At 70.5% G+C, this 20393-nt stretch carries 16 protein-coding genes and 1 riboswitch; of the genes, 10 read left to right on the top strand and 6 right to left on the bottom strand.

Translation table 11 applies throughout. The features are described from left to right. From TR46_RS25460 to TR46_RS25475, 4 genes are all read left to right on the top strand, one after another. The coding region (locus TR46_RS25460; RefSeq protein WP_152626673.1) for an HD-GYP domain-containing protein at nt 1-722 on the top strand (722 nt) is incomplete at its 5' end. A gap of 325 nt (nt 723-1047) precedes the next feature. Beyond that, on the top strand, nt 1048-1995 hold the full coding sequence (locus tag TR46_RS25465) for a tetratricopeptide repeat protein (RefSeq protein WP_042405405.1): 948 nt from the start codon (nt 1048-1050) through the stop codon (nt 1993-1995). A gap of 66 nt (nt 1996-2061) precedes the next feature. Next, nucleotides 2062-2700, top strand: a complete 639-nt coding sequence (def, locus tag TR46_RS25470) for a peptide deformylase (protein ID WP_042405349.1) — start codon at nt 2062-2064, stop codon at nt 2698-2700. A gap of 34 nt (nt 2701-2734) precedes the next feature. Then, on the top strand, nt 2735-3367 hold the full coding sequence (locus TR46_RS25475; protein ID WP_084718917.1) for a vitamin K epoxide reductase family protein: 633 nt from the start codon (nt 2735-2737) through the stop codon (nt 3365-3367). Nucleotides 3368-3401: 34 nt separating this feature from the next. On the opposite strand, the gene TR46_RS25480 is transcribed toward TR46_RS25475, so the two are convergent. The 6 genes from TR46_RS25480 to TR46_RS25505 form a co-directional block, all read right to left on the bottom strand. Further along, complete coding sequence (locus TR46_RS25480; RefSeq protein WP_042405353.1) at nt 3402-4442, bottom strand: ribonucleotide-diphosphate reductase subunit beta; 1041 nt, start codon at nt 4440-4442, stop codon at nt 3402-3404. Then, nucleotides 4442-6826: a ribonucleoside-diphosphate reductase subunit alpha gene (locus TR46_RS25485; RefSeq protein WP_042405407.1), complete on the bottom strand. Its 2385-nt coding sequence runs from the start codon at nt 6824-6826 to the stop codon at nt 4442-4444. The genes TR46_RS25480 and TR46_RS25485 overlap by 1 nt, the downstream gene beginning before the upstream one ends. A 173-nt stretch (nt 6827-6999) precedes the next feature. Next, nucleotides 7000-7118, bottom strand: a riboswitch (cobalamin riboswitch). A 123-nt stretch (nt 7119-7241) separates the two neighbouring features. After that, nucleotides 7242-8078, bottom strand: a complete 837-nt coding sequence (locus tag TR46_RS25490) for a histidine phosphatase family protein (protein WP_236655495.1) — start codon at nt 8076-8078, stop codon at nt 7242-7244. 158 nt (nt 8079-8236) lie between these two features. Beyond that, a complete protein-coding gene (gene mctP, locus TR46_RS25495; protein WP_042405354.1) occupies nt 8237-9874 on the bottom strand; it encodes a monocarboxylate uptake permease MctP in 1638 nt (545 codons plus the stop codon). After that, complete coding sequence (locus TR46_RS25500) at nt 9871-10170, bottom strand: DUF3311 domain-containing protein (RefSeq protein WP_042405356.1); 300 nt, start codon at nt 10168-10170, stop codon at nt 9871-9873. Before TR46_RS25500 ends, mctP begins: the two co-directional genes overlap by 4 nt. A gap of 397 nt (nt 10171-10567) precedes the next feature. Next, nucleotides 10568-11329 carry a GntR family transcriptional regulator gene (locus TR46_RS25505; RefSeq protein ID WP_042405358.1) on the bottom strand — a complete coding sequence of 254 codons (762 nt, stop codon included), beginning with the start codon at nt 11327-11329 and terminating at the stop codon, nt 10568-10570. Between the two features lie 467 nt (nt 11330-11796). Here TR46_RS25505 and TR46_RS25510 point away from each other — a divergent pair, with 467 nt between their 5' ends. The 6 genes from TR46_RS25510 (at nt 11797) to TR46_RS25535 (ending at nt 20128) form a co-directional block, all read left to right on the top strand. After that, nucleotides 11797-13110, top strand: a complete 1314-nt coding sequence (locus tag TR46_RS25510; protein WP_042405360.1) for an extracellular solute-binding protein — start codon at nt 11797-11799, stop codon at nt 13108-13110. 93 nt (nt 13111-13203) lie between these two features. Next, nucleotides 13204-14235 (top strand): carbohydrate ABC transporter permease, encoded by a 1032-nt coding sequence (locus TR46_RS25515; RefSeq protein WP_042405362.1) that lies wholly within the window; start codon nt 13204-13206, stop codon nt 14233-14235. Beyond that, the gene (locus TR46_RS25520) at nt 14232-15062 is read left to right on the top strand and encodes a carbohydrate ABC transporter permease (RefSeq protein ID WP_042405363.1); all 831 of its coding nucleotides are present in this window, start codon (nt 14232-14234) and stop codon (nt 15060-15062) included. The genes TR46_RS25515 and TR46_RS25520 overlap by 4 nt, the downstream gene beginning before the upstream one ends. A 7-nt stretch (nt 15063-15069) precedes the next feature. Then, nucleotides 15070-16617 carry a glycoside hydrolase family 3 protein gene (locus TR46_RS25525; protein WP_042405364.1) on the top strand — a complete coding sequence of 516 codons (1548 nt, stop codon included), beginning with the start codon at nt 15070-15072 and terminating at the stop codon, nt 16615-16617. Between the two features lie 294 nt (nt 16618-16911). After that, nucleotides 16912-18195, top strand: coding sequence for an extracellular solute-binding protein (locus TR46_RS25530; RefSeq protein WP_236655496.1), 1284 nt, complete (start codon nt 16912-16914; stop codon nt 18193-18195). A 403-nt stretch (nt 18196-18598) separates the two neighbouring features. After that, a complete protein-coding gene (locus TR46_RS25535) occupies nt 18599-20128 on the top strand; it encodes a sensor histidine kinase (RefSeq protein WP_042405366.1) in 1530 nt (509 codons plus the stop codon). Nucleotides 20129-20393: the final 265 nt, after the last annotated feature.

Below are 20393 nucleotides of genomic sequence, written 5' to 3' on the forward strand. Positions count from 1 at the left end.
GACCGGCTCCGCGCGACGCCTGGGGCATGGCCCTGGTCCGCGTCGTGCACGCGTTGGCGGCGGTGCTCTGCGTGGGGCTGGCGGTGCGCGAGGCGGGGTGGTGGGCGCTGCCGCTGTTCTCGCCGCCGCTGCTGGTCAGCCAGCTGTCCCTGCACCGCTACCGGGCGGTCCGGGCCACCCGCAGGCAGACCGTGGCCTCACTGGCCCGCTCCACCGAGATGGCCGGCTACACCCTGCCCGGGCACGCCCGCAGGGTCGCCGACCTGGCCTCCGGGATCGGGCGCGAGCTGGGGCTCGGCGCCAAGGAGCTGGAACTGCTGGAGTACGCGGCGCTGATGCACGACATCGGGCAGCTCTCGCTGGTCGACCCGGTCCCCGGCGGCGCCACCGCGCTGCTGTCGCGGCCGGAGCAGCGGCGCATCGGCCGGCTGGGCAGCGAGGTGATCCGGCAGACCGGGGTGCCGGCCGAGGTCGCCGAGATCGTGGCGGCGATCCCGGAGCCGTACCGGCGCCAGGACGGCAGCCGCGACCCTGGCCTGCCGCGGGCGGCGGCCATCATCCGGGTCGCCAACGCCTTCGACGACCTCGGCTGTGACGGAGGGGGCAGGGAGCAGCGCGAGGAAGTGGTGGAGCAGCTGCGGCAGGACACCGCCCATGAGTACGAACCGCACGCGGTGGAGGCATTGGCACGGGTGTGCCTGCGCTCCGGGGCCGATCCATAGCACCTCCGGGGGTGAATCCGCAGGTAAGGGGTGGAGCGGGGCCCAGTCGTGGTTGGATGCAGCAGAAGGGCGGGCAGCGGGCGTGTGGTGCGCCGCCCAGTGGGCATGGAGTCGATGACGGAGGCTGGACCGTCCGCAAGGTCGCTGGGGCGGGCGGACTGCGCATGGCGTCGGGGCGCGGGGGGACGTAGCGTGCATCCGGGGGCAGCATCGAGCCCCATCGTCCACAGCGCCATCGCCCCTTGCAACGACGCAGGGGGAGAGCACCGCACCGAAGGAACCCAGCCCGGACCGCCGGGTGGAATCGGACAAGTGGCAGGCCGAGGTGAAGATCTTCAATCGGGCACGGCAGAGGCCGTCCGCCAGCTGGCGGCAGACGACCGACCGGGCCTTCACGCTCATGGGCAACGGACGCTTCGAGGACGCGGGCGCCCTGCTGGTCCGGGCCGCCGACCTCGAACCCTGGCTCTCCGACTCCTGGTTCAACCTGGCGCTGCTGCACAAGTTCCGCAGGGACTGGGAGCAGGCGCGCGCGGCCGGCCTGCGCGCCGTCGCTCTGCTGGACCGCAACCCCGGCGCCCCCGACTGGTGGAACCTGGGCATCGCCGCCACCGCGCTGCAGGACTGGGCGCTGGCCCGGCGCTGCTGGCAGGCCTACGGGCTGCGGCTGGCGCCCGGCGAGGGCCCGGTCAGCCTGGACTACGGCACCACCCCGGTGCGGCTCTCCCCCGAGGGCGAGTCCGAGGTGGTCTGGGGCCGCCGGCTGGACCCGGCCCGGGTCGAGGTGCTCTCCATCCCGCTGCCCTCCTCCGGACGCCGCTGGGGCGAGGTGGTGCTGCACGACGGCAGCCCGCACGGCGAGCGGGTCGCCGACGGGGTCCCGTACCCGGTGTTCGACGAGATCGAGCTGTGGGCGCCCTCGCCGGTGCCGACGTACGTGGTGCTGCTGCAGGCCGAGACCGAGGCCGACCGGGACGCCCTGGAGCGGCTGGTCTCCGAGGCCGGCTACGCGGCCGAGGACTGGACCTCGTCGGTGCGGCTGCTCTGCCGGGACTGCTCGGAGAGCCGGATGCCCGCCGACGACGGCCACAGCGAGCACCACGACCCGCACGACGACGGGCACCTCAGCCACCGCAGCGCGGGCGCGCTGTGGATCCCGGAGCGGGAGTGCGGCGTGGCCGCGCCCGCCGGGGTGGTCCGCACCCTGCTGGACCGCTGGGTCGCCGGGAACCGCTCGGGGCGGGCCTACCGGGATCTTGAAGAGGTCTGCTGAGGGCCCCCGCTCAGGCCGGAGCCCGTACCCTGGTGGCTGATCCCGGTACGGACTGAAGGCGAGCGCATGTCGGAGCAGCAGGTCGAGGCAGTACGGAGCGACGAGGACCGGATCGAGGAGCAGCAGGCTCCCGTGACGGTGGTCGGCGATGAGCCGGACACCAGCAGGGGCTCGGTGCGCCCGATCACGGTCGTCGGCAATCCGGTGCTGCACCACCCGTGCGCGGTCGTCACCGAGTTCGGCGCGGAGCTGGGGGCGCTGATCGACGACATGTTCGTGACCATGTACGGGGCCGACGGCGTGGGCCTGGCCGCCAACCAGATCGGCGTGGCCCAGCGGGTCTTCGTCTACGACTGCCCCGACGACGAGGGCGTGCGCCATGTCGGCGTGGTGGTGAACCCGGTGCTGGACGAGCTGGAGCCGTCGCGGCGCACCCTGGACGAGTCGGCCGAGGGCTGCCTCTCCGTCCCCGGCGCCTACGCCGACCTGGCCCGGCCGGACTACGCGGTGGTCCGCGGCCAGGACAGGGACGGCCAGGACGTCGTGGTCGAGGGCACCGGCTTCTTCGCCCGCTGCCTGCAGCACGAGACCGACCACCTCAACGGCTACCTCTACATCGACCGGCTGTCCAAGCGCGACCGCAAGGACGCGCTCCGGCAGATGGCGGAGCTCACGCCCCGCTACGAGGTCCAGCCGAACGACTGAGCGGCGGATGCGGCGGTAGGTGATGCTGGGAGGCATGGACGACGACGCCGACCAGGACGGTACGGGCACCGGTAGGGGCGTCGGTGCGGGCCGGGCGATGACCTGGTTCCTGGTGGTCACCGGCGCGCTGGGCTTCATCGCCTCCTTCACGCTCACCTATGAGCGCTTCAAGCTGTTCACCGATCCCGGCTACAGGCCCAGCTGCAGCATCAACCCCGTCATCAGCTGCGGCAATGTGATGACCACCTCGCAGGCGGCGGTCTTCGGCTTCCCCAACCCGCTGATGGGCATCGCCGGCTTCGCGGTGGTGCTGGCGGTCGGCACGGGGCTGCTCGCGGGCGCCCGGTACCACCGGTGGTTCTGGGCCGGGCTGCAGCTGGGGGTCACCCTGGGCCTGGTGCTGATCTGCTGGCTGATCACCCAGTCGCTCTACAGCATCGGCGCGCTCTGCCCGTACTGCATGGTGGTCTGGGTGATCATCTTCCCGATGTTCTGGTACGTCACCCTGCACAACCTCAAGCACCGGGTGCTGCCGTTCCCGGAACGGTGGCGCGAGGGGCTGGACGCGGTGCTCACCCTGCACTGGTTCGGGCCGCTGCTCTGGTACCTGGTGGTCGGCGGGATGGTGCTGGTCAGGTTCTGGTCCTACTGGCGGACGCTGCTGTAGGGGCGCGGCCGGCCGCGGCCGCGCCCCCGACCGGCTAGAAGTCGTCGTCGAAGGAGACCGAGCCCTCGACCGCGACCTGGTAGGCCGAGACCCGGCGCTCGAAGAAGTTGGTCAGCTCCTGGACGCCCTGGAGCTCCATGAAGCCGAACGGGTTCTCCGAGCCGTAGCGGACCGGCAGGCCGAGCCGGGCCAGCCGCTGGTCGGCCACGCACTGCAGGTACTCGCGCATCGAGTCGGTGTTCATCCCCGGCAGGCCCTCGCCGCAGAGGTCGCGGGCGAACTGCAGCTCGGCCTCGACGGCCTCCTCCAGCATCGCGGTGACCTGCTCGCCGAGCTCCTCGTCCCACAGGTCCGGCTCCTCGGCGCGGACCGTGTCCACCACCTGGAAGGCGAAGTCCATGTGCATGGACTCGTCGCGGAACACCCAGTTGGTGCCGGTCGCCAGACCGTGCAGCAGGCCGCGGGAGCGGAACCAGTACACGTAGGCGAAGGCGCCGTAGAAGAACAGGCCCTCGATGCAGGCGGCGAAGCAGATCAGGTTCAGCAGGAAGCGGCGCCGGTCGGCCTTGGTCTGCAGGCTGTCCAGCTTCTCGACCTGGTCCATCCAGCGGAAGCAGAACTGCGCCTTCTCGCGGATCGAGGGAATGTTCTCCACCGCGGCGAAGGCCGCGTTGCGGTCCTCCGGGTCGGGCAGGTAGGTGTCCAGCAGGGTCAGGTAGAACTGGACGTGGACGGCCTCCTCGAACAGCTGGCGGGAGAGGTAGAGCCGGGCCTCGGGCGAGTTGATGTGCTTGTAGAGGGTCAGCACCAGGTTGTTGGACACGATGGAGTCGCCGGTCGCGAAGAAGGCGACCAGCCGGCCCAGCAGGTGCCGCTCGTCGGGGCTGAGCTTGGGGAGGTCGGCGACGTCGGAGACCAGGTCGACCTCCTCCACGGTCCAGGTGTTCTTGATGGCGTTGCGGTAGTGCTCGTAGAAGTCCGGGTAGCGCATCGGACGGAGGGTCAGCTCGAAGCCCGGGTCCAGCAGCCGCTTCTCAAACGTCTGGAGGTTCTCGGTGGCGGGTGTGGTGGTCATTACTGGCAGGCCTCGCAGGACTCGGGGTTTTCGAGGGAGCAGGCGATGACGGACTCGTCCTCGACCGCGACCGGGGTGGAAACCGGAGTGGCAACAGGGATGGCGGGCGCCGCCGCCGCCCGGGCGATCCGGGTCGCCGGGCGGGAGCGCAGGTAGTAGGTGGTCTTCAGGCCGACCTTCCAGGCGTACGCGTACATCGAGCTGAGCTTGCCGATGGTGGGCGACGCCAGGAACAGGTTCAGCGACTGGCTCTGGTCCAGGTAGGGCATCCGGGCCGCGGCCAGGTCGATCAGCGCGCGCTGCGGCAGTTCCCAGGCGGTGCGGTAGAGCGAGGCCAGGTCGGCCGGCAGGCCGGGGATCTCCAGGGCGGAGCCGTTGGCGGCGCGCAGCGACTCGCGGGTCTCCGCGTTCCACAGCCCGCGGGCCTTGAGGTCGGCCACCAGGTACGGGTTGACCTGCAGGAACTCCCCGCTCAGGGTCTCCCGCTTGAAGAGGTTGGAGACCTGCGGCTCGATGCACTCGTAGACGCCGGCGATGGAGGCGATGGTCGCCGTGGGGGCGATGGCCAGCAGCAGCGAGTTGCGCAGGCCGGTCTCGGCGATCCGGGTCCTGAGCGCGTCCCACCGCTCGGGCCAGGTCGGCTCGACCTGGAAGTGGTCGATGTGCAGCTGGCCGCGGGCGGCGCGGGTCTCGCCGTAGGCGACGTGGCGGCCCAGCCGCTCGGCGAGGTCCGCGCTGGTCTCGTAGGCGGCCAGCATGATCCGCTCGGAGATCCGCGTCGACAGGGCCCTGGCCTCGGCGGAGTCGAAGTCCAGCCGCAGCTTGAAGAAGACGTCCTGGAGGCCCATCACGCCCAGGCCGACCGGGCGCCAGCGGGCGTTGGAGGCGCCGGCCTCGGGGGTCGGGTAGAAGTTGATGTCCACCACCCGGTCCAGGAACATCACCGCGGTGCGGACGGTGGCGTCCAGGCGCTCCCAGTCCATCTCGCCGTCGGCGCCGAGGTGCGCGCCCAGGTTGACCGAGCCGAGGTTGCAGACGGCGGTCTCGCTGTCGTCGGTGACCTCCAGGATCTCGGTGCAGAGGTTGGACGAGTGGACCGTGCGGCCGGGCAGCGCGGTCTGGTTGGCGGCGCGGTTGGAGGCGTCCTTGAAGGTCATCCAGCCGTTGCCGGTCTGCGCCAGGGTGCGCATCATCCGGGCGTACAGGGTGCGCGCCGGGACGGTGCGGATGGCCAGCCCCGCCGCCTCGGCCTTGGCGTAGGCGGCGTCGAACTCGGCGCCCCACAGGTCGACCAGTTCGGGCACGTCGCCGGGGGAGAACAGCGACCACTGGGTGTCGGCGTCGACCCGGCGCATGAACTCGTCCGGGATCCAGTGGGCCAGGTTGAGGTTGTGGGTGCGGCGCGCCTCCTCGCCGGTGTTGTCGCGCAGCTCCAGGAACTCCTCGATGTCCGCGTGCCAGGTCTCCAGGTAGACGCAGGCCGCGCCCTTGCGGCGGCCGCCCTGGTTCACCGCGGCGACCGAGGAGTCCAGCGTGCGCAGGAACGGCACGATGCCGTTGGACTGGCCGTTGGTGCCGCGGATCAGGCTGCCCCGGGAGCGGATCCGGCTGTAGGAGAGGCCGATGCCGCCGGCGTGCTTGCTGAGCCGGGCGATCTGGGCGTACCGGGAGTAGATCGAGTCGAGCTCGTCCAGCGGGGAGTCCAGCAGGTAGCAGGAGGACATCTGCGGGTGCCGGGTACCGGAGTTGAACAGGGTGGGGGAGGACGGCAGGTACTCCAGCCGGCTCATCAGCGCGTAGAGCGAGGCCACCTCGGCCACGGACGCCGTGTCCCCTCCGACCTGGAGGCCGGAGGCCACCCGCAGCATGAAGTGCTGCGGGGTCTCGATGACCTGACGGGTGATCGGGTGGCGCAGCAGGTAGCGGGAGTAGAGGGTGCGCAGTCCGAAGTACTCGAAGCGGTCGTCGGCGGCCGGGTCCACCACCGCGTCCAGCGCGTCGGCGTGCTCGGCCACGAAGGCGGCGGTGGCGTCGCCGACCAGGCCCTCGCGGTGGCCGACGGCGATCGAGGCGGCGAAGCAGATCGCGCCCTGTCCGGCGGCCTCCTCGCGGACCTCCTCGGCCAGCAGCCGGGCCGCGAGCCGTGAGTACTGCGGGTCCTCGGCGATCAGTGCGGCGGCGGCCTCCATGGCCAGGCCGCGCAGTTCGGCGTAGTCGGCGGCGGCGCTGCGGCCGCGCAGCGCGGCGGCGGCGACCCGGCCCGGGTCCACCTCGGGGAGGCCGGCGGACCGCTCGGTGACGGTGCGCAGCAGGGCAGCTCCCGGGCCGTCGCCCGACGCCGGCCGGGGGACGGCGGTCTGCTGGGTGGGGACTGCGGTGTCGATCACTGCCGTGTCGATCACTGTCACTGTGCGCTCCTCGTTGGCGGCCGGTCGGCGACGGGCCGTCAGCGAGGGGGAACGGGAGCGTCTCCGGGCGCGCGAGAGCAGCACGGAGCGCGTCCCCGGCCCACCCGCGAGGCCCGGACGTGCAGCGCTCCATGCGCGGCGGGAGAGCAGCGCGGAGCACGCTGTCGGCAGGTACTCGGACTCGCGGCAGAAGCCGCTCACCGCTGCGGGGCAGTCCCGGAATCGCACCGGGTTCCCCTGCGTCGACAGCGAGAGTGAGCATACATGTAGGGGTGCTTCGACAAAGCACCCCTACATGTTGTGTCGTGGAGGATCGCTCTCGGTAGTGAGCCCGACCGCGTAGGTCATCGTTTCGGCGCCGGGAACCGGCGGCCGGCCGGTCGGCGGGCGGTCAGTCGGGGACCTGGCCGAAGGCCGGGTCGAGGGCCCGGCCCAGGTGGGCGGTGCTGTTGTAGCAGTCCAGCTTGAGCTGGCCGGAGGAGGTCCGGGACCAGCGGGTGATCGAGGCGTTGCCGACGGCGCCCTCGCGCTCCAGCGCCAGGTAGCCCTCCTCGTCCAGGTCGTCCAGGATGTGACGGAGCATCAGCACCACTGCGTCATGGGCCACCAGCAGCACCCGGCGGGAGGCCTCGGTCTCGTACAGGTCGCGGAGCAGGCTGCGGAGCCGCAGCGCAACGTCGGCGAGCGACTCGCCGCCCGGGGGCCGCCAGCGCAGTTCGCCGAGCTTGCGGCGGCGGGCCGCCTCACCGGGGTGGTGGAGCTCGATGGCCGCCTTGGTGACCATCTCCAGAATGCCCAGCTCGCGGTCGCGCAGCCGTTCGTCGGTGCGCACCACCGGCAGCGGCAGCCCGGCCCGGTCCACCTCGGTGAGGACCAGTTCCGCCGTCTCCTGGGCGCGGAGGTACGGGGAGACCCACACGCTGTGCGGCAGCGGGCCGTCGGCGCGGGAGGCCAGCCAGCGGCCCAGCGCGGTGGCCTGGTCGCGGCCCAGCGTGGTGAGCGAGAGGTCGGCGTCGCGGCAGGTGATGCCGGTGTCCAGGGCGCCGGCCGCCTCCGCGGCGGCGAACGCCGCGTTGGCGGTGCTCTCGCCGTGCCGGGTGACGGTGAGCGAGAGCGGGCGGGGCGGGACGGGCAGGGCTTCCGCGGGCCGGTCGGGCGAGCGTTCGGCCCGTACGGATTCGGCCGGTACGGGTTCGGACGGGCTGAGGTGGTGGTCGGTGAGCTCCACGAGTCCCCCTGAGCGTTCTTCGGCCCGGCCCGGCGCGGGACTGCGCACGGGCCGCCGGTCCCAGTGTGCGGGAGCGGCGGCCCGTGGAGGGGGCGCAAAGGGGGTGAATTCAGGGCGCGGAAGGAGTACGCCGATCTTCCGGGGCGACCCCCGGACCCCTAGCGGGAAGGAGCGGTCTCCGGTGTGAGCGGGACCAGCGGCGCGCTCTCGACCAGGTAGTCGCCGGGGACGGTCTCGTCCGGCAGCTCCCGCGGCTTGGCCGCTCTGATGGCCAGGGTGAGCACCACCGAGACGACGAGGTTCAGCACGAAGGCGGTCAGGCCGATGTAGCCGATCTGGCCGACCACCGGGATGTTGGCCGCGCTGCCGCCGAAGTGGGAGTTCGGCTTGCCGGCCGTGGCCACGTTGTAGGCCTCGTAGGTCCCGTAGGCCATCCCGGCCGCCCAGCCGACCAGCAGCGCCCAGTGGTGGAACCAGCGCGAGAACAGTCCGGCGACGATCGCCGGGAAGGTCTGCAGGATCCAGATGCCGCCCAGCAGCTGCAGGTTGATCGAGAACTGCTTGTCGATCCCGAGCACGAAGCCCAGCGCGCCCAGCTTGACCACCAGCGACACCAGCTTGGCGACCCGGGTCTCCTGAGCCGGCGTGGCGTCCGGCTTGAAGTACTCGCGGTACACGTTGCGGGTGAACAGGTTGGCCGCGGCGATGGACATGATCGCGGCCGGGACCAGCGCGCCGATGCCGACGGCGGCGAAGGCCACCCCGGCGAACCAGGACGGGAACATCTGCTGGAACAGCTCCGGGACCGCGAGTTGGGCGTTGAAGCCCTTCACGCCCTTGCCCACGCCGGCCGAGATCGCCATGAAGCCCAGCAGCGACAGCAGGCCGAGCATCAGCGAGTAGGCCGGCAGCACGGCCAGGTTGCGGCGCACCGTGGTGCGGTCCTTGGACGCCAGCACACCGGTCGCCGAGTGCGGGTACATGAACAGCGCCATCGCCGAGCCGAGCGCCAGCGTCGCGTAGGACCACTGCGCCTTGGGGCCGGTGATCAGCGAGCCCTTGGGCTTGCCGGTGGCCGGGTTGGTCTTCGCCAGCGAGGTGGCTGCGTCGTGGAAGACGTGGCCGTAGCCGCCGAGGCGGATCGGGATGTAGATCACCGCCACGATCACCACGATGTAGACCAGGGTGTCCTTGACGAAGGCGATCAGCGCCGGGGCGCGCAGCCCGGACGAGTAGGTGTACGCGGCCAGCACCGCGAAGGCGATCAGCAGCGGCAGGTCCTTGCCGAAGCCGCTGGAGCCGCCGACGCCCATGGTGTCCAGCACCGCCTGGATGCCCACCAGCTGCAGCGCGATGTACGGCATGGTGGCCAGGATGCCGGTGAGCGCCACCGCCAGCGCGAGGCTGCGCGAGCCGTAGCGGCCGCGGGCGAAGTCGGCGAGGGTGACATAGCCCTTGCTGCGCGCCACCGACCACAGCCGGGGCAGGAACAGGAACACCATCGGCCAGACCAGGATGGTGTACGGGACGGCGTAGAAGCCGGCCGCGCCCGCGCCGTAGATCAGGGCCGGGACGGCGATGAAGGTGTAGGCCGTGTAGAGGTCCCCGCCGAGCAGGAACCAGCTGACGACCGTGCCGAAGCCGCGGCCGCCGAGCCCCCACTCGTCCAGGTGCAGGGCGTCCTCGGCGCGGCGCCAGCGGGAGGCGACGAAGCCGACGCCGGTGACGGCCACGAACAGGATCAGGAAGACGGTGAGCGAGACGGCGTTGGTGCCGCCGGAGGCCAGCTGGTTCATGAGGGCTCACCCGCCGTCGGGGGAGCCTGCGTCAGCAGCGCCTTGCGGGCGGCTTCCTCACGGCGGATCAGGACGAAGACAGCGGCGGTGAACAGCGCCGAGACGATCACCCAGGCCAGCTGGTACCAGTAGAAGAACGGGATGCCGATGAAGGCCGGGGTGAGCCGGGAGTAGGAACTGACCCAGAGCAGCGCCACAAAGGGGAGTCCCAGCAGGACGGCGCAGACCACCCGGGTCGGGGTGACCACGGGCAGCCCCGGTGGTGCGGACGGGGGCGGTGTCGCGGGTTCGGTCATGGGTGCGGCTCCGGAGGCAGGCCGACGGCGCGCGCGGGACGGCCCTCCCCCCAGGCGCCACCGGAATCGGACAGGTGACCAAACGGAATGTAGACCGTTGATCGGATCACGTCACGGGTGGATACACATATTGTCGGCCCGTGGTGGTGGACAGAGGGCGCGCACCGGGACGGAAAGCATCAGAACGGACGTGCCCCCGTGCGCCGGTCGGCGCAGGGGGGCAGCTGGTCACGGCCGGGCGCAACCTGCGGAGGCGTACTGTCCGGGTGCGGCGTCTGCATGGGTCGTCGCGCAGCTCCCCGCGCCCTAGGGGTCTGCAGCTGGCTCCGTTGCACTCGTCAGGGGCGCGGGGAACTGCGCGACAAACCCGCTATGGTCCGCACTCGGGATCGGGACGTCAGTCCGGCCGGCGGAGGCGGGCCGTGAACTTGTAGCGGTCCCCCCGGTAGACCGAGCGAACCCATTCCACCGGCTCGCCCGCGCTGTCGAACGAGTGCCGGGAGAGCAGCAGCATCGGCAGCCCGACGTCCGTGCCCAGCTGGCCGGCTTCCGTCGGGGTGGCCAGCGAGGTCTCGATGGTCTCCTCGGCCTCGGCGACGTGGACGCCGTAGACCTCGCTCAGGGCGGAGTACAGCGAGTTGTACTTGACCAGGTTGCGCCGCAGCGCGGGGAACCGCTTGGCGGAGAGGTGCGCCGCCTCGATCGCCATCGGGTCCCCGTTGGCGAGCCGGAGCCGCTCCACCCGGAGCACCCTGCTGCCCGGACGGATGTCCAGCAGCGTGGCCAGCCGGTCGTCCGCGGTGACATAGCCGACCTCCAGCAGCCGGGACGTCGGCTCCAGCCCCTGCGCCCTCATGTCCTCGGTGTAGGAGGTGAGTTGGAGGGCCTGGGAGACCTTGGGCTTGGCCACGAACGTGCCCTTGCCCTGGATCCGCTCCAGCCGTCCCTCGACCACCAGCTCCTGGAGCGCCTGGCGGACGGTGGTGCGCGAGGTCTCGAACTCCAGCGCGAGGGTGCGCTCGGGCGGGACCGGCGTACCGGGCGCCTGGGTCTGCGTGATCTGCAGCAGATGCCGCTTCAGCCGGTAGTACTTCGGGACGCGTGCGGTGACGGCGCCCTCCCCAGACGTCTCCACGCCTGGACCCCCTTCGGTCGTCATCGCCGCTCCTCTTCCCTGGTTCCTTGTCGTCACGATGTGCCCGGCGCACCGTGCGGCACTCATGGTGGCATGCCCGGGCGAGGGCGGGCACGGTGTCCCCCGCCGGGATCACCCGTCGGTGTTCGCTGGTCCAGCCCGAGTTGTAGGAGATGGTCTAGACCTTGGAGGCACCGCTTGGCAAGCCCGGCAGGCCCGATCGGCGCAACCGGTCCTGCTCAGCGGGTGAACCTCTGTGAAGAACGGCGAAACGGGCAATGGATGTCGGCTTGGTAACGGCTGCTTCTCTTTCTTCGCCGACCCGTTGACAGGCCTATTGGTCTAGGCCAAGCTCCAGGCACTGGTCTAAACCACATCGACCACTACTCAATCCCCAGCCCATCACTGGGACTGCGACACCCTCAACCTGCACTCGCGGGGGTCGCAACCGGAACAGATGGGGGGAATCCGGGCATCCCCAGGAGGATGGCGTGAACCGTCGACTCATCGCCGCAATCGGCGCGACCGCGATGCTTGTCAGCATCGCGGCTTGTAGCTCCAGCAGCAAGACCACGGCAAGTTCCAGCAGCAGCGCCAGCGGCAGCGCCTCGGGCGCGTCCAGCTACGCCGGCAAGACCCTGACCGTCTGGCTGATGACGGGCGACGACCCCAAGGACTGGGTCGCCAGTGTCAAGGCCGAGTTCGCCACCCAGTACCCGGGCGCCACGGTGAACATCGTCGAGCAGCAGTGGGACGGCATCACGCAGAAGATCACCACCGCCCTCTCGGAGAGCACCCCGCCGGACGTCATCGACATCGGCAACACCCAGACCCCCTTCTACGCGGCCAGCGGCGGCCTGATGGACATCAGCTCCATCAAGTCCGCGGTCGGCGGCGACGACTGGCTGAAGTCGTTCAACGACTCGACGATGTACCAGGGCAAGCAGTTCGCCGCCCCGTGGTACGCCGGCGGCCGCGCGGTCATGTACAACAAGACGCTGTGGAAGAAGGCGGGTCTCACCACCACGCCGCAGACGATGGCCGAGTTCCTCACCGACCTGGCCAAGCTGAAGGCCACCCCGGGCGTCACCTCGGCGATGTACCTGGCGGGTCAGAACTGGTACGCCTTCGACGGCTTCCTGCAGCAGGCCGGCGCCACCATCGCCACCCAGAGCGGCTCCACCTGGACCGGCACCCTGGACAGCGCCGCCTCGCTCAAGGCCGCCGACCAGTTCAAGACGCTGCAGGCCTTCGGCAACGCGCCCAAGGACCAGGACGAGTCCCACCCGGCCCAGGCCGACGTCTTCGCCAAGGGCAATGTCGGCACCATGATCGCCATGGGCTACGAGGCGGCCACCGTCCTCAAGGACAGCCCCAAGATGTCCAGCGACATCGGCTGGTTCGCGATCCCCGGCGACACCGCGGGCACCCCCGCCAAGACGTTCATGGGCGGCTCCAACCTCGCCATCTCGCAGAACTCCAAGAACAAGGACCTGGCCCAGGGCTTCCTCAAGGTGGCGCTCGACGACACCAACGAGACCATGTTCGCCAAGGACTCCGGCTTCCTGCCGAACAAGGCGTCGCTCAACTCGGCGCTGACCGGCAACGACTACGCCACCGCCTACGCCCCGGCCGCGGCCGTGGCCGGCTACACCCCGCTGGTGCCGACCTGGGCGAACGTCGAGACCACGCCCAACCCGATCACCACCCTCTTCCTGACCCCGATCCTGCAGGGCAAGGACCCGGCCGCCGCCGCCAAGGCCGCCGACACCGAGCTCGCGAAGCGCCTCAACGCCTCGCAGTGATCTCGGCAGGCACCGCCCGCCGCCGCCACCTCGAAGGCGGCGGCGGGCGGTGCCGCCCCATGAACCGACGTAGGGCATGAGGAAGTGAGAGGTATGGCTGTGCAATCCAGTGGAGCGCAGGCCGGAATCCGGGACGACGGCAGCGCCGCGGACCCGGTGCAGGCCGCATCCGGTGCAGTCGGGGGAGGGTCGGTCGTCGAGTCGCCCCGCCGCGCCGGGAAGCCGGGGCGCGGCTTCAACCTTTCCGGCGGCACCCCGTACCTGCTGCTCCTGCCTGCCCTGGTGGCGACGCTGGCGCTGCTGGTCTACCCGGCCGTCCGCGAGATCATCATCTCGTTCCAGAAGCTCAACGCCTTCCAGCTGATCCAGCACACCACCTCCTGGACCGGCTTCGGCAACTACCAGACGATCCTGACCAGCGCCGACTTCTGGCACACCACCGAGCGATCGGTCCTCTTCACGCTGGCCAACGTCGGGCTGATCATGATCGGCGGAACGCTGGTCGGGCTGCTGCTGAACCGTCTCGGCAACAAGATGCGGTTCACCCTCTCGCTGGCCCTGGTCTTCGCCTGGGCGATGCCGGTGCTGGCCGGCACCACGGTCTTCCAGTGGCTGTTCGACCAGCAGTTCGGAGTGGTCGACTGGCTGCTGTCCAAGCTCGGCTGGCACAGCATGGCCCACTACGACTGGCTGTCCTCGCAGTTCTCCACCTTCACGGTGATCACCCTGCTGATCGTCTGGCAGTCGATCCCCTTCGTGGCGTTCAACCTCTACGCCGGCCTCACCACCATCTCCAGCGAGATCTTCGAAGCGGCCAGGATGGACGGGGCCGGGCCGTTCCGGGTCTTCCGCTCGGTGGTCTTCCCGATCCTCAAGCCCTTCTTCCTGAGCACCGTCTTCCTGGAGATCATCTGGGTCTTCGGCGCACTGCCGCAGGTACTGGCGATCAACGGGGGCGGACCCCAGGGCAGTACCGCCACCCTGCCGGTCTACGCCTACCTGGTCGGCGTCAGCGGCCAGCACTACGGCATGGGCGCGGCCGTCGCCGTCGTCACCATCGTCATGCTCTGCCTGATGATGTCCTACTACTTCCGCATCATCCTGAAGCAGGAGGACGAACTGTGAAGCGTTCGCTCTTCGGCCGCGTCTGGGCCAACGCCATCGCCCTGATCCTCGCCGTCGTCTTTGTCTTCCCGGTCTACTGGATGGTCTCGACCGCCTTCAAGAGCAGCGGCGACATCATCAGCACCACCCCCCAGTTCATCCCGCTGCACCCCACGCTGAAGCACTTCACCATGGCCATGCACGCGCCGTTCTTCGGCAACTACTGGCTGAACAGCCTGATGGCCACGGTGGGCGCGGTGCTGGCGGCGCTGGTGATCGCACTGCTGGCCTCGGTCGCGGTGGCGCGGATGCAGTTCCGGGGCAAGAAGGCCTTCATCCTGATGATCATGATCGCGCAGATGGCCCCCTGGGCCGTCATGCAGATCTCCATCTACATGATCGTCAGGGATGCGAACTACCTGGACAAGGTCCTCCCGCTGCTCGTCTTCTACATGATGATGGTGCTGCCCTTCACCATCTGGACGCTGCGCAACTTCGTCGCCGCGATCCCCAAGGAGCTGGAGGAGTCGGCGCTCATCGACGGCTGCAACCGGCTCCAGGCGTTCTGGCGGATCATCTTCCCGCTGCTGGCCCCCGGCCTGATGGCCACCTCCCTGTTCGGGTTCATCACCGCCTGGGGCGAGTACCCCCTGGTCCTGGTGCTGAACAAGGACCCCTCCGCGTACACCCTGCCGCTGTGGCTGACCCAGTTCCAGAGCACCTTCGGCAACGACTGGGGCGCGACCATGGCGGCGGCCACCCTCTTCGCCCTGCCGGTCCTGGTCCTCTTCATGATCATGCAGCGCAAGGCCGTCGGCGGGCTCACCGCCGGCGCGGTGAAGGGCTGACCTGCACGTGAGTATTCTCGAACCGACCGCCCGCACCAGCGACCAGCTGCACCGGGACGCACTCGCGGTGCTGCAGCCGGGCTTCGTCGGCACCACCGCACCGGACTGGCTGCTCCGCCACCTGGGGGAGGGGCTCGGCTCGGTCGCGCTGTTCTCCCGCAACGTCACCGACCAGCAGCAACTGGCCGCGCTGACCGCCCAGTTGCGCGGCGCCAACCCCGACGTCCTGGTCGCCATCGACGAGGAGGGCGGCGACGTCACCCGGCTGGAGGCCGGCAGCGGCTCGTCCTGGCCGGGGAACCTGGCGCTCGGGGCGATCGACGACCCGGCGCTGACCCGGGACGTGGCCAGGGAGCTCGGCCGCGCCCTCGCCGAATGCGGCGTCAACTACAACTGGGCCCCCTCGGCCGATGTGAACTCCAATCCGGGCAACCCGGTGATCGGGGTGCGGTCCTTCGGCGCCGACCCCGACCTCTGCGCCCGGCACACGGCGGCCTGGGTCGAGGGGCTGCAGTCCGTCGGCGTGGCGGCCTGCGCCAAGCACTTCCCCGGCCACGGGGACACCGCGATGGACTCGCACCTCGGCATGCCCGTGGTGGACATCGACGTCGACCTGCTGCGCTCACGCGACCTGGTGCCCTTCAAGGCGGCGATCGCGGCCGGCGCCAAGGCGGTGATGACGGCCCACATCCTGGTGCCCGCTCTGGACGGGGACCGTCCTGCCACGCTGAGCCGGGCGATCCTCGAACTGCTGCGCGCCGAACCGGCCGAGGGCGGGCTGGGCTACCAGGGCCTGATCGTCACCGACGGCATCGAGATGGGCGCGATAGCCGCGACCTACGGCACCGCCGGCGGCACCGTGCTGGCCGTGGCCGCGGGGGCGGACGCCATCTGCGTCGGCGGCGGCCTCGCCGACGAGGAGACCGTGCTGCAGCTGCGCGAGGCCCTGGTCTCGGCGGTCCGCAACGGCGACCTGCCCGAACAGCGGCTGGCCGAGGCGGCCGACCGGGTCCGCGGCCTGGGCGCCTGGACCAGCGCCCAGGCGGCGCTCAGCGGGAAGGTGGCCCCGGACCTGGCCATCGGCCTGCGGGCGGCCCGGCGGGCGCTGCGGGTCACCCGCGCGCCGGGGACGGCCTTCGCGCCGATCACCGAGCGCCCCTATGTGCTGTCCTTCAGCCCGGTCGCCAATATCGCGGTCGGCCAGGAGACCCCGTGGGGCGTGGCCGGGATGCTGGCGGCCCGCTTCCCCGGGACCAGGGCTGAGAGCCTCGGCCCGGACGAGGTGGACGAGGAGCGGCTGCCGCAGGCGGTGGACCGGATCCTGGCCTCGGCCGGAGACCGCCGGATGGTGGTGGTCGTCCGCGACCTGCACCGGCACGGGTGGATGCAGGCCGCGCTGGCCCGGCTGCTGGAGGTGCGGCCGGACCTGGCCGTGGTCGAGATGGGCCTGCCGCAGGCGGCCCCCTCGGGCGCGCTGCACGTCGCCACCCATGGCGCGGCCAGGGTGTGCGGTCTCGCCGCGGTGGAGGTGCTCACCGGGCAGGCGCAGGGCTGACCCTCTGCGCGGCCGGCAGCGGTCCGACTGACCGCGGTGCGGCCGCCCGCGGTGCCTCTGACCGTGGTGCGGCCGACCCTGGAGTTTGCGATCCCGTCCCCAACTTGCTTGCCGGGGACGGGATTTGCGCATACCGGGAGGGATTCCCATGTCAAGGACATGACTCGTTTCGTTCGAATAACGGTTGCCTTGGGTGCCCCGCAAGTTCATTGACGCACCATCTGGTCTAGTCCAAGCTTCCGAAAAATGGTCCATACCTTTCAGTGCAAGGCAGGGGCATCCGAGGAGGATGGCGTGAACCGTCGGCGGTTGGTCGCCGCGCTGGGTACGGCCGTGGTCATGGTCGGCGCCAGCGCGTGCAGTGGGGGGAGCTCGGGCTCGGCCAAGGGCTCGGCCTCGTCCTACGAGGGCAAGAAGCTGGTGGTCTGGCTGATGACCGGGGACGACCTGCCGGCTTGGACGGCCTCGGTGAAGCAGCAGTTCGAGCAGCAGTACCCGGGCGCCACGGTCGATTTCGTGACCAAGCAGTGGACCGGTATCCAGGCGACGGTCACCAATGCGCTCTCGCAGATCACGCCCCCGGACATCTACGACATCGGCAACACCCAGACCGCGTACTACGCCTCCACCGGCGGTCTGATGGACCTGGACAAGTACCGGACCCAGCTCGGCGGCACCGACTGGACCACCTCGATGAACAAGTCGACGCTGGTCAACGGCAAGCAGTTCGCGGCACCCTGGTACGCCGGCAGCCGGGCGGTGATGTACAACAAGTCGCTCTGGGCCCGCGCCGGGCTCACCCCGCCGGACACCATGACCGAGTGGCTCGCCGACCTGGCCAAACTGAAGCAGACGGCCGGGGTGAAGTCCGCGCTCTATCTGCCGGGCCAGAACTGGTACGCCTTCGACGGCTTCCTGCAGGACGCCGGGGCGGACGTGCTCACCCAGCAGGGCGGCCGGTGGGCCGGCGACCTGGCCTCCCCAGCGGCCATCCAGGCCGCGCTGCTGTTCAAGAAGCTGAACGCCTTCGGTAACGCCCCGACCGACCAGGACGAGTCGCACCCGGTGCAGGCCACGGTGTTCGCCAAGGGCGACGTCGCCTCCATGATCGCCATGGGCTACGAGGCGACCACCGTGGTCAAGGCCAACCCCAAGCTGGCCGACGACATCGGCTGGTTCCCCATCCCGGGCGACTCCCCGGGCAAGCCGGCCAAGACCTTCTTCGGCGGCTCCAACCTCGCCGTCGCGGAGAACTCGGCCAACCCCGACCTGGCCCTGGGCCTTCTGAAGATCGCGCTCAACGACACCAACGAGAGCATGTTCGCCAAGCAGTCCGGCTTCCTGCCGAACAAGGCCAAGCTCTACCCGGCCCTCAAGGGCAACGACTACGCCACCGCCGCGTCCAAGGCGGCGGCCGACGCCGGCTACACCCCGCTGGTCCCGAACTGGGGGAATGTCGAGATCCAGCCCAACCCGATCACCACCCTCTTCCTCACCCCGGTCCTGCAGGGCAAGGACCCCCAGGCGGCCGCCGTCGCGGCCGACGCCAAGCTGGTGTCCCGCCTCAGCGAGGGCTGATCCTCCGGAGGGCTCTGCGGACACGCCGTAAGCCGGAATCGCAGAAGGCCGGACACCCGGAAGGCCGGACACGCCGTGGGCCGGAAAAGCACAAGGGCCGTGGCGCCGGGACAGGACCCTCAACCTGTCCGGCACCGCGGCCCGAGGCATGGTCGGTGGCTGGTGTCTCCGCGCGGCGGGTGTGCGGGCCCGGAGGCGCGGGACGGTCAGTCCGACTCTCATCAAGCGGAAAGGCCCGGTGCGCGGTCAGGGCAGATAGCGCGGTGGGACTCCCCTTGGTGCGTTCTCCATTGTGGACTAGACCAATTGCGTTGTCCATCCCCACTGCGTAGTCGGTTCGGCACGCCGACCGGCACGCTGACCGACACGCTGACCGACACGCTGACCGATATACGCTCGGTCAATGCCTTCCCTCAATGAGCTGGTGCGCCACCACACCAACCTGGACAGCGCCGACGTGGAGTGGATCCACCTGCTGGTGTCCGAGTGGCAGCTGCTCTCCGACCTCTCCTTCGCCGACCTGGTGCTGTGGGTGCCCACCCGCGACGGCAGCCGGTACGTGTCGCTGGCGCAGATGCGCCCCAACACCGGGCCGACCTCCTACCAGGACGACATGGTCGGCCACCTGGTGCCGCGGGGCCGCCGCCCGATGCTGGACGTGGCGCTGGACGAGGGCCGGATCGTCCGCGAGGGCGACCCGGAGTGGCGCGAGGACGTCCCGGTCCGGGTCGAGTCCATCCCGGTCCGGCGCGAGGGACGGGTGCTGGGCGTGATCGCCCGCAATACCAACCTGCTGACCGTGCGCACCCCGAGCCGGCTGGAGCTCACCTACCTGCAGAGCGCCTCCGACCTGGCCCAGATGATCGCCGCGGGATCCTTCCCCTTCCCCGGCGAGCAGACCGACATGGACGCCTCCCCGAGGGTCGGCGACGGCCTGATCCGGCTGGACGGCGAGGGCGTCGTCACCTACGCCAGCCCCAACGCCCTGTCCGCCTACCACCGGCTCGGACTCTCCACCGACATGGTCGGACTGCACCTCGGCAGGACCACCGCCGAGCTGGCCCCGCCCGACCGCGGCCCGGTCGACGAGGCGCTGGTCAAGCTGGCCAGCGGCTGGGCGCCGCGGCAGGCCGAGGTCGAGTCCGGCGACGGCGTGGTGCAGCTGCGGGCCATCCCGCTCAAGCCCAAGGGCGAGCACATCGGCTCGCTGGTGCTGCTGCGCGACGTCACCGAGCTGCGGCGGCGCGAACGCGAGCTGATGACCAAGGACGCCACCATCCGGGAGATCCACCACCGGGTGAAGAACAACCTGCAGACCGTGGCGGCCCTGCTGCGGCTGCAGTCCCGCCGGATGGACAACGACGCAGCCCGCGAGGCACTGGACGAGGCCGTGCGCCGGGTCGGCTCGATCGCCATCGTCCACGAGACGCTCTCGCAGAACCTGGACGAGCACGTCGCCTTCGACGAGATCGCGGACCGGGTGCTGGCGATGGTGATGGAGCTCTCCCAGGACGGCCGGGTCACCGCGCGCCGCAGCGGCAGCTTCGGCATCCTCTCGGCCGACGTCGCCACTCCGCTGGCGATGGTGCTGACCGAGATCCTGCAGAACGCGCTGGAGCACGCGTACGGGCCCAAGGCGGGCGGTCAGGTGATCGTGCAGGCGGTGCGGGGGCGGATGCCGGCCGTGGACACCGGGTGGTCGGCGAGTTGGGCGAACGGGGGCAGCAGGGGCGAGGAGCAGCTGCTGATCACGGTGACCGACGACGGCGTCGGCCTGCCGGAGGGCTTCGACCCGCAGCGGGCCGGGAACCTGGGGCTGCAGATCGTCAGGACGCTGGTGGTGGGGGAGCTGGGGGGCAGCTTCGACATGGTGCCGGTCGAGACCGGGGGCACCAAGGTGGTGCTGGAGGTACCGGTGGGGAGTGCCCCGTAGCCACCGGCACTGGCAACTCGCACATTTGATGGGTGCTCATATATCTATAAGACGCCATTTACCGTTTTTTTGCGCGGTTCGTCCATACCCAATGCCCCCCTTGCTCGTCAGTCCATATGAGGCTGGAACCTCTGGCACCTGACGAGAGCGCGGCGACGTGGAACCCCAGATCGTGGCACCCCAGATCATGGCACCCCCGGCGGCGACGCTGCCGCACCCGCAGGCCGGATGGCCGGTGCGGCCCGCCGCACCGGCCCGGACTTTG

Source organism: Streptacidiphilus carbonis, from assembly GCF_000787775.1.
GTDB lineage: Bacteria > Actinomycetota > Actinomycetes > Streptomycetales > Streptomycetaceae > Streptacidiphilus > Streptacidiphilus carbonis.

What these genes read in the sequence shown, in the direction of transcription:
- def (WP_042405349.1), top strand. Translation starts at nt 2,062, where the DNA reads ATGTCGGAGCAGCAGGTCGAGGCAGTACGGAGCGACGAGGACCGGATC.
- TR46_RS25475 (WP_084718917.1), top strand. Translation starts at nt 2,735, where the DNA reads ATGGACGACGACGCCGACCAGGACGGTACGGGCACCGGTAGGGGCGTC.
- TR46_RS25480 (WP_042405353.1), bottom strand. Translation starts at nt 4,442, where the DNA reads ATGACCACCACACCCGCCACCGAGAACCTCCAGACGTTTGAGAAGCGG.
- mctP (WP_042405354.1), bottom strand. Translation starts at nt 9,874, where the DNA reads ATGAACCAGCTGGCCTCCGGCGGCACCAACGCCGTCTCGCTCACCGTC.
- TR46_RS25500 (WP_042405356.1), bottom strand. Translation starts at nt 10,170, where the DNA reads ATGACCGAACCCGCGACACCGCCCCCGTCCGCACCACCGGGGCTGCCC.
- TR46_RS25505 (WP_042405358.1), bottom strand. Translation starts at nt 11,329, where the DNA reads ATGACGACCGAAGGGGGTCCAGGCGTGGAGACGTCTGGGGAGGGCGCC.
- TR46_RS25515 (WP_042405362.1), top strand. Translation starts at nt 13,204, where the DNA reads ATGGCTGTGCAATCCAGTGGAGCGCAGGCCGGAATCCGGGACGACGGC.
- TR46_RS25535 (WP_042405366.1), top strand. Translation starts at nt 18,599, where the DNA reads ATGCCTTCCCTCAATGAGCTGGTGCGCCACCACACCAACCTGGACAGC.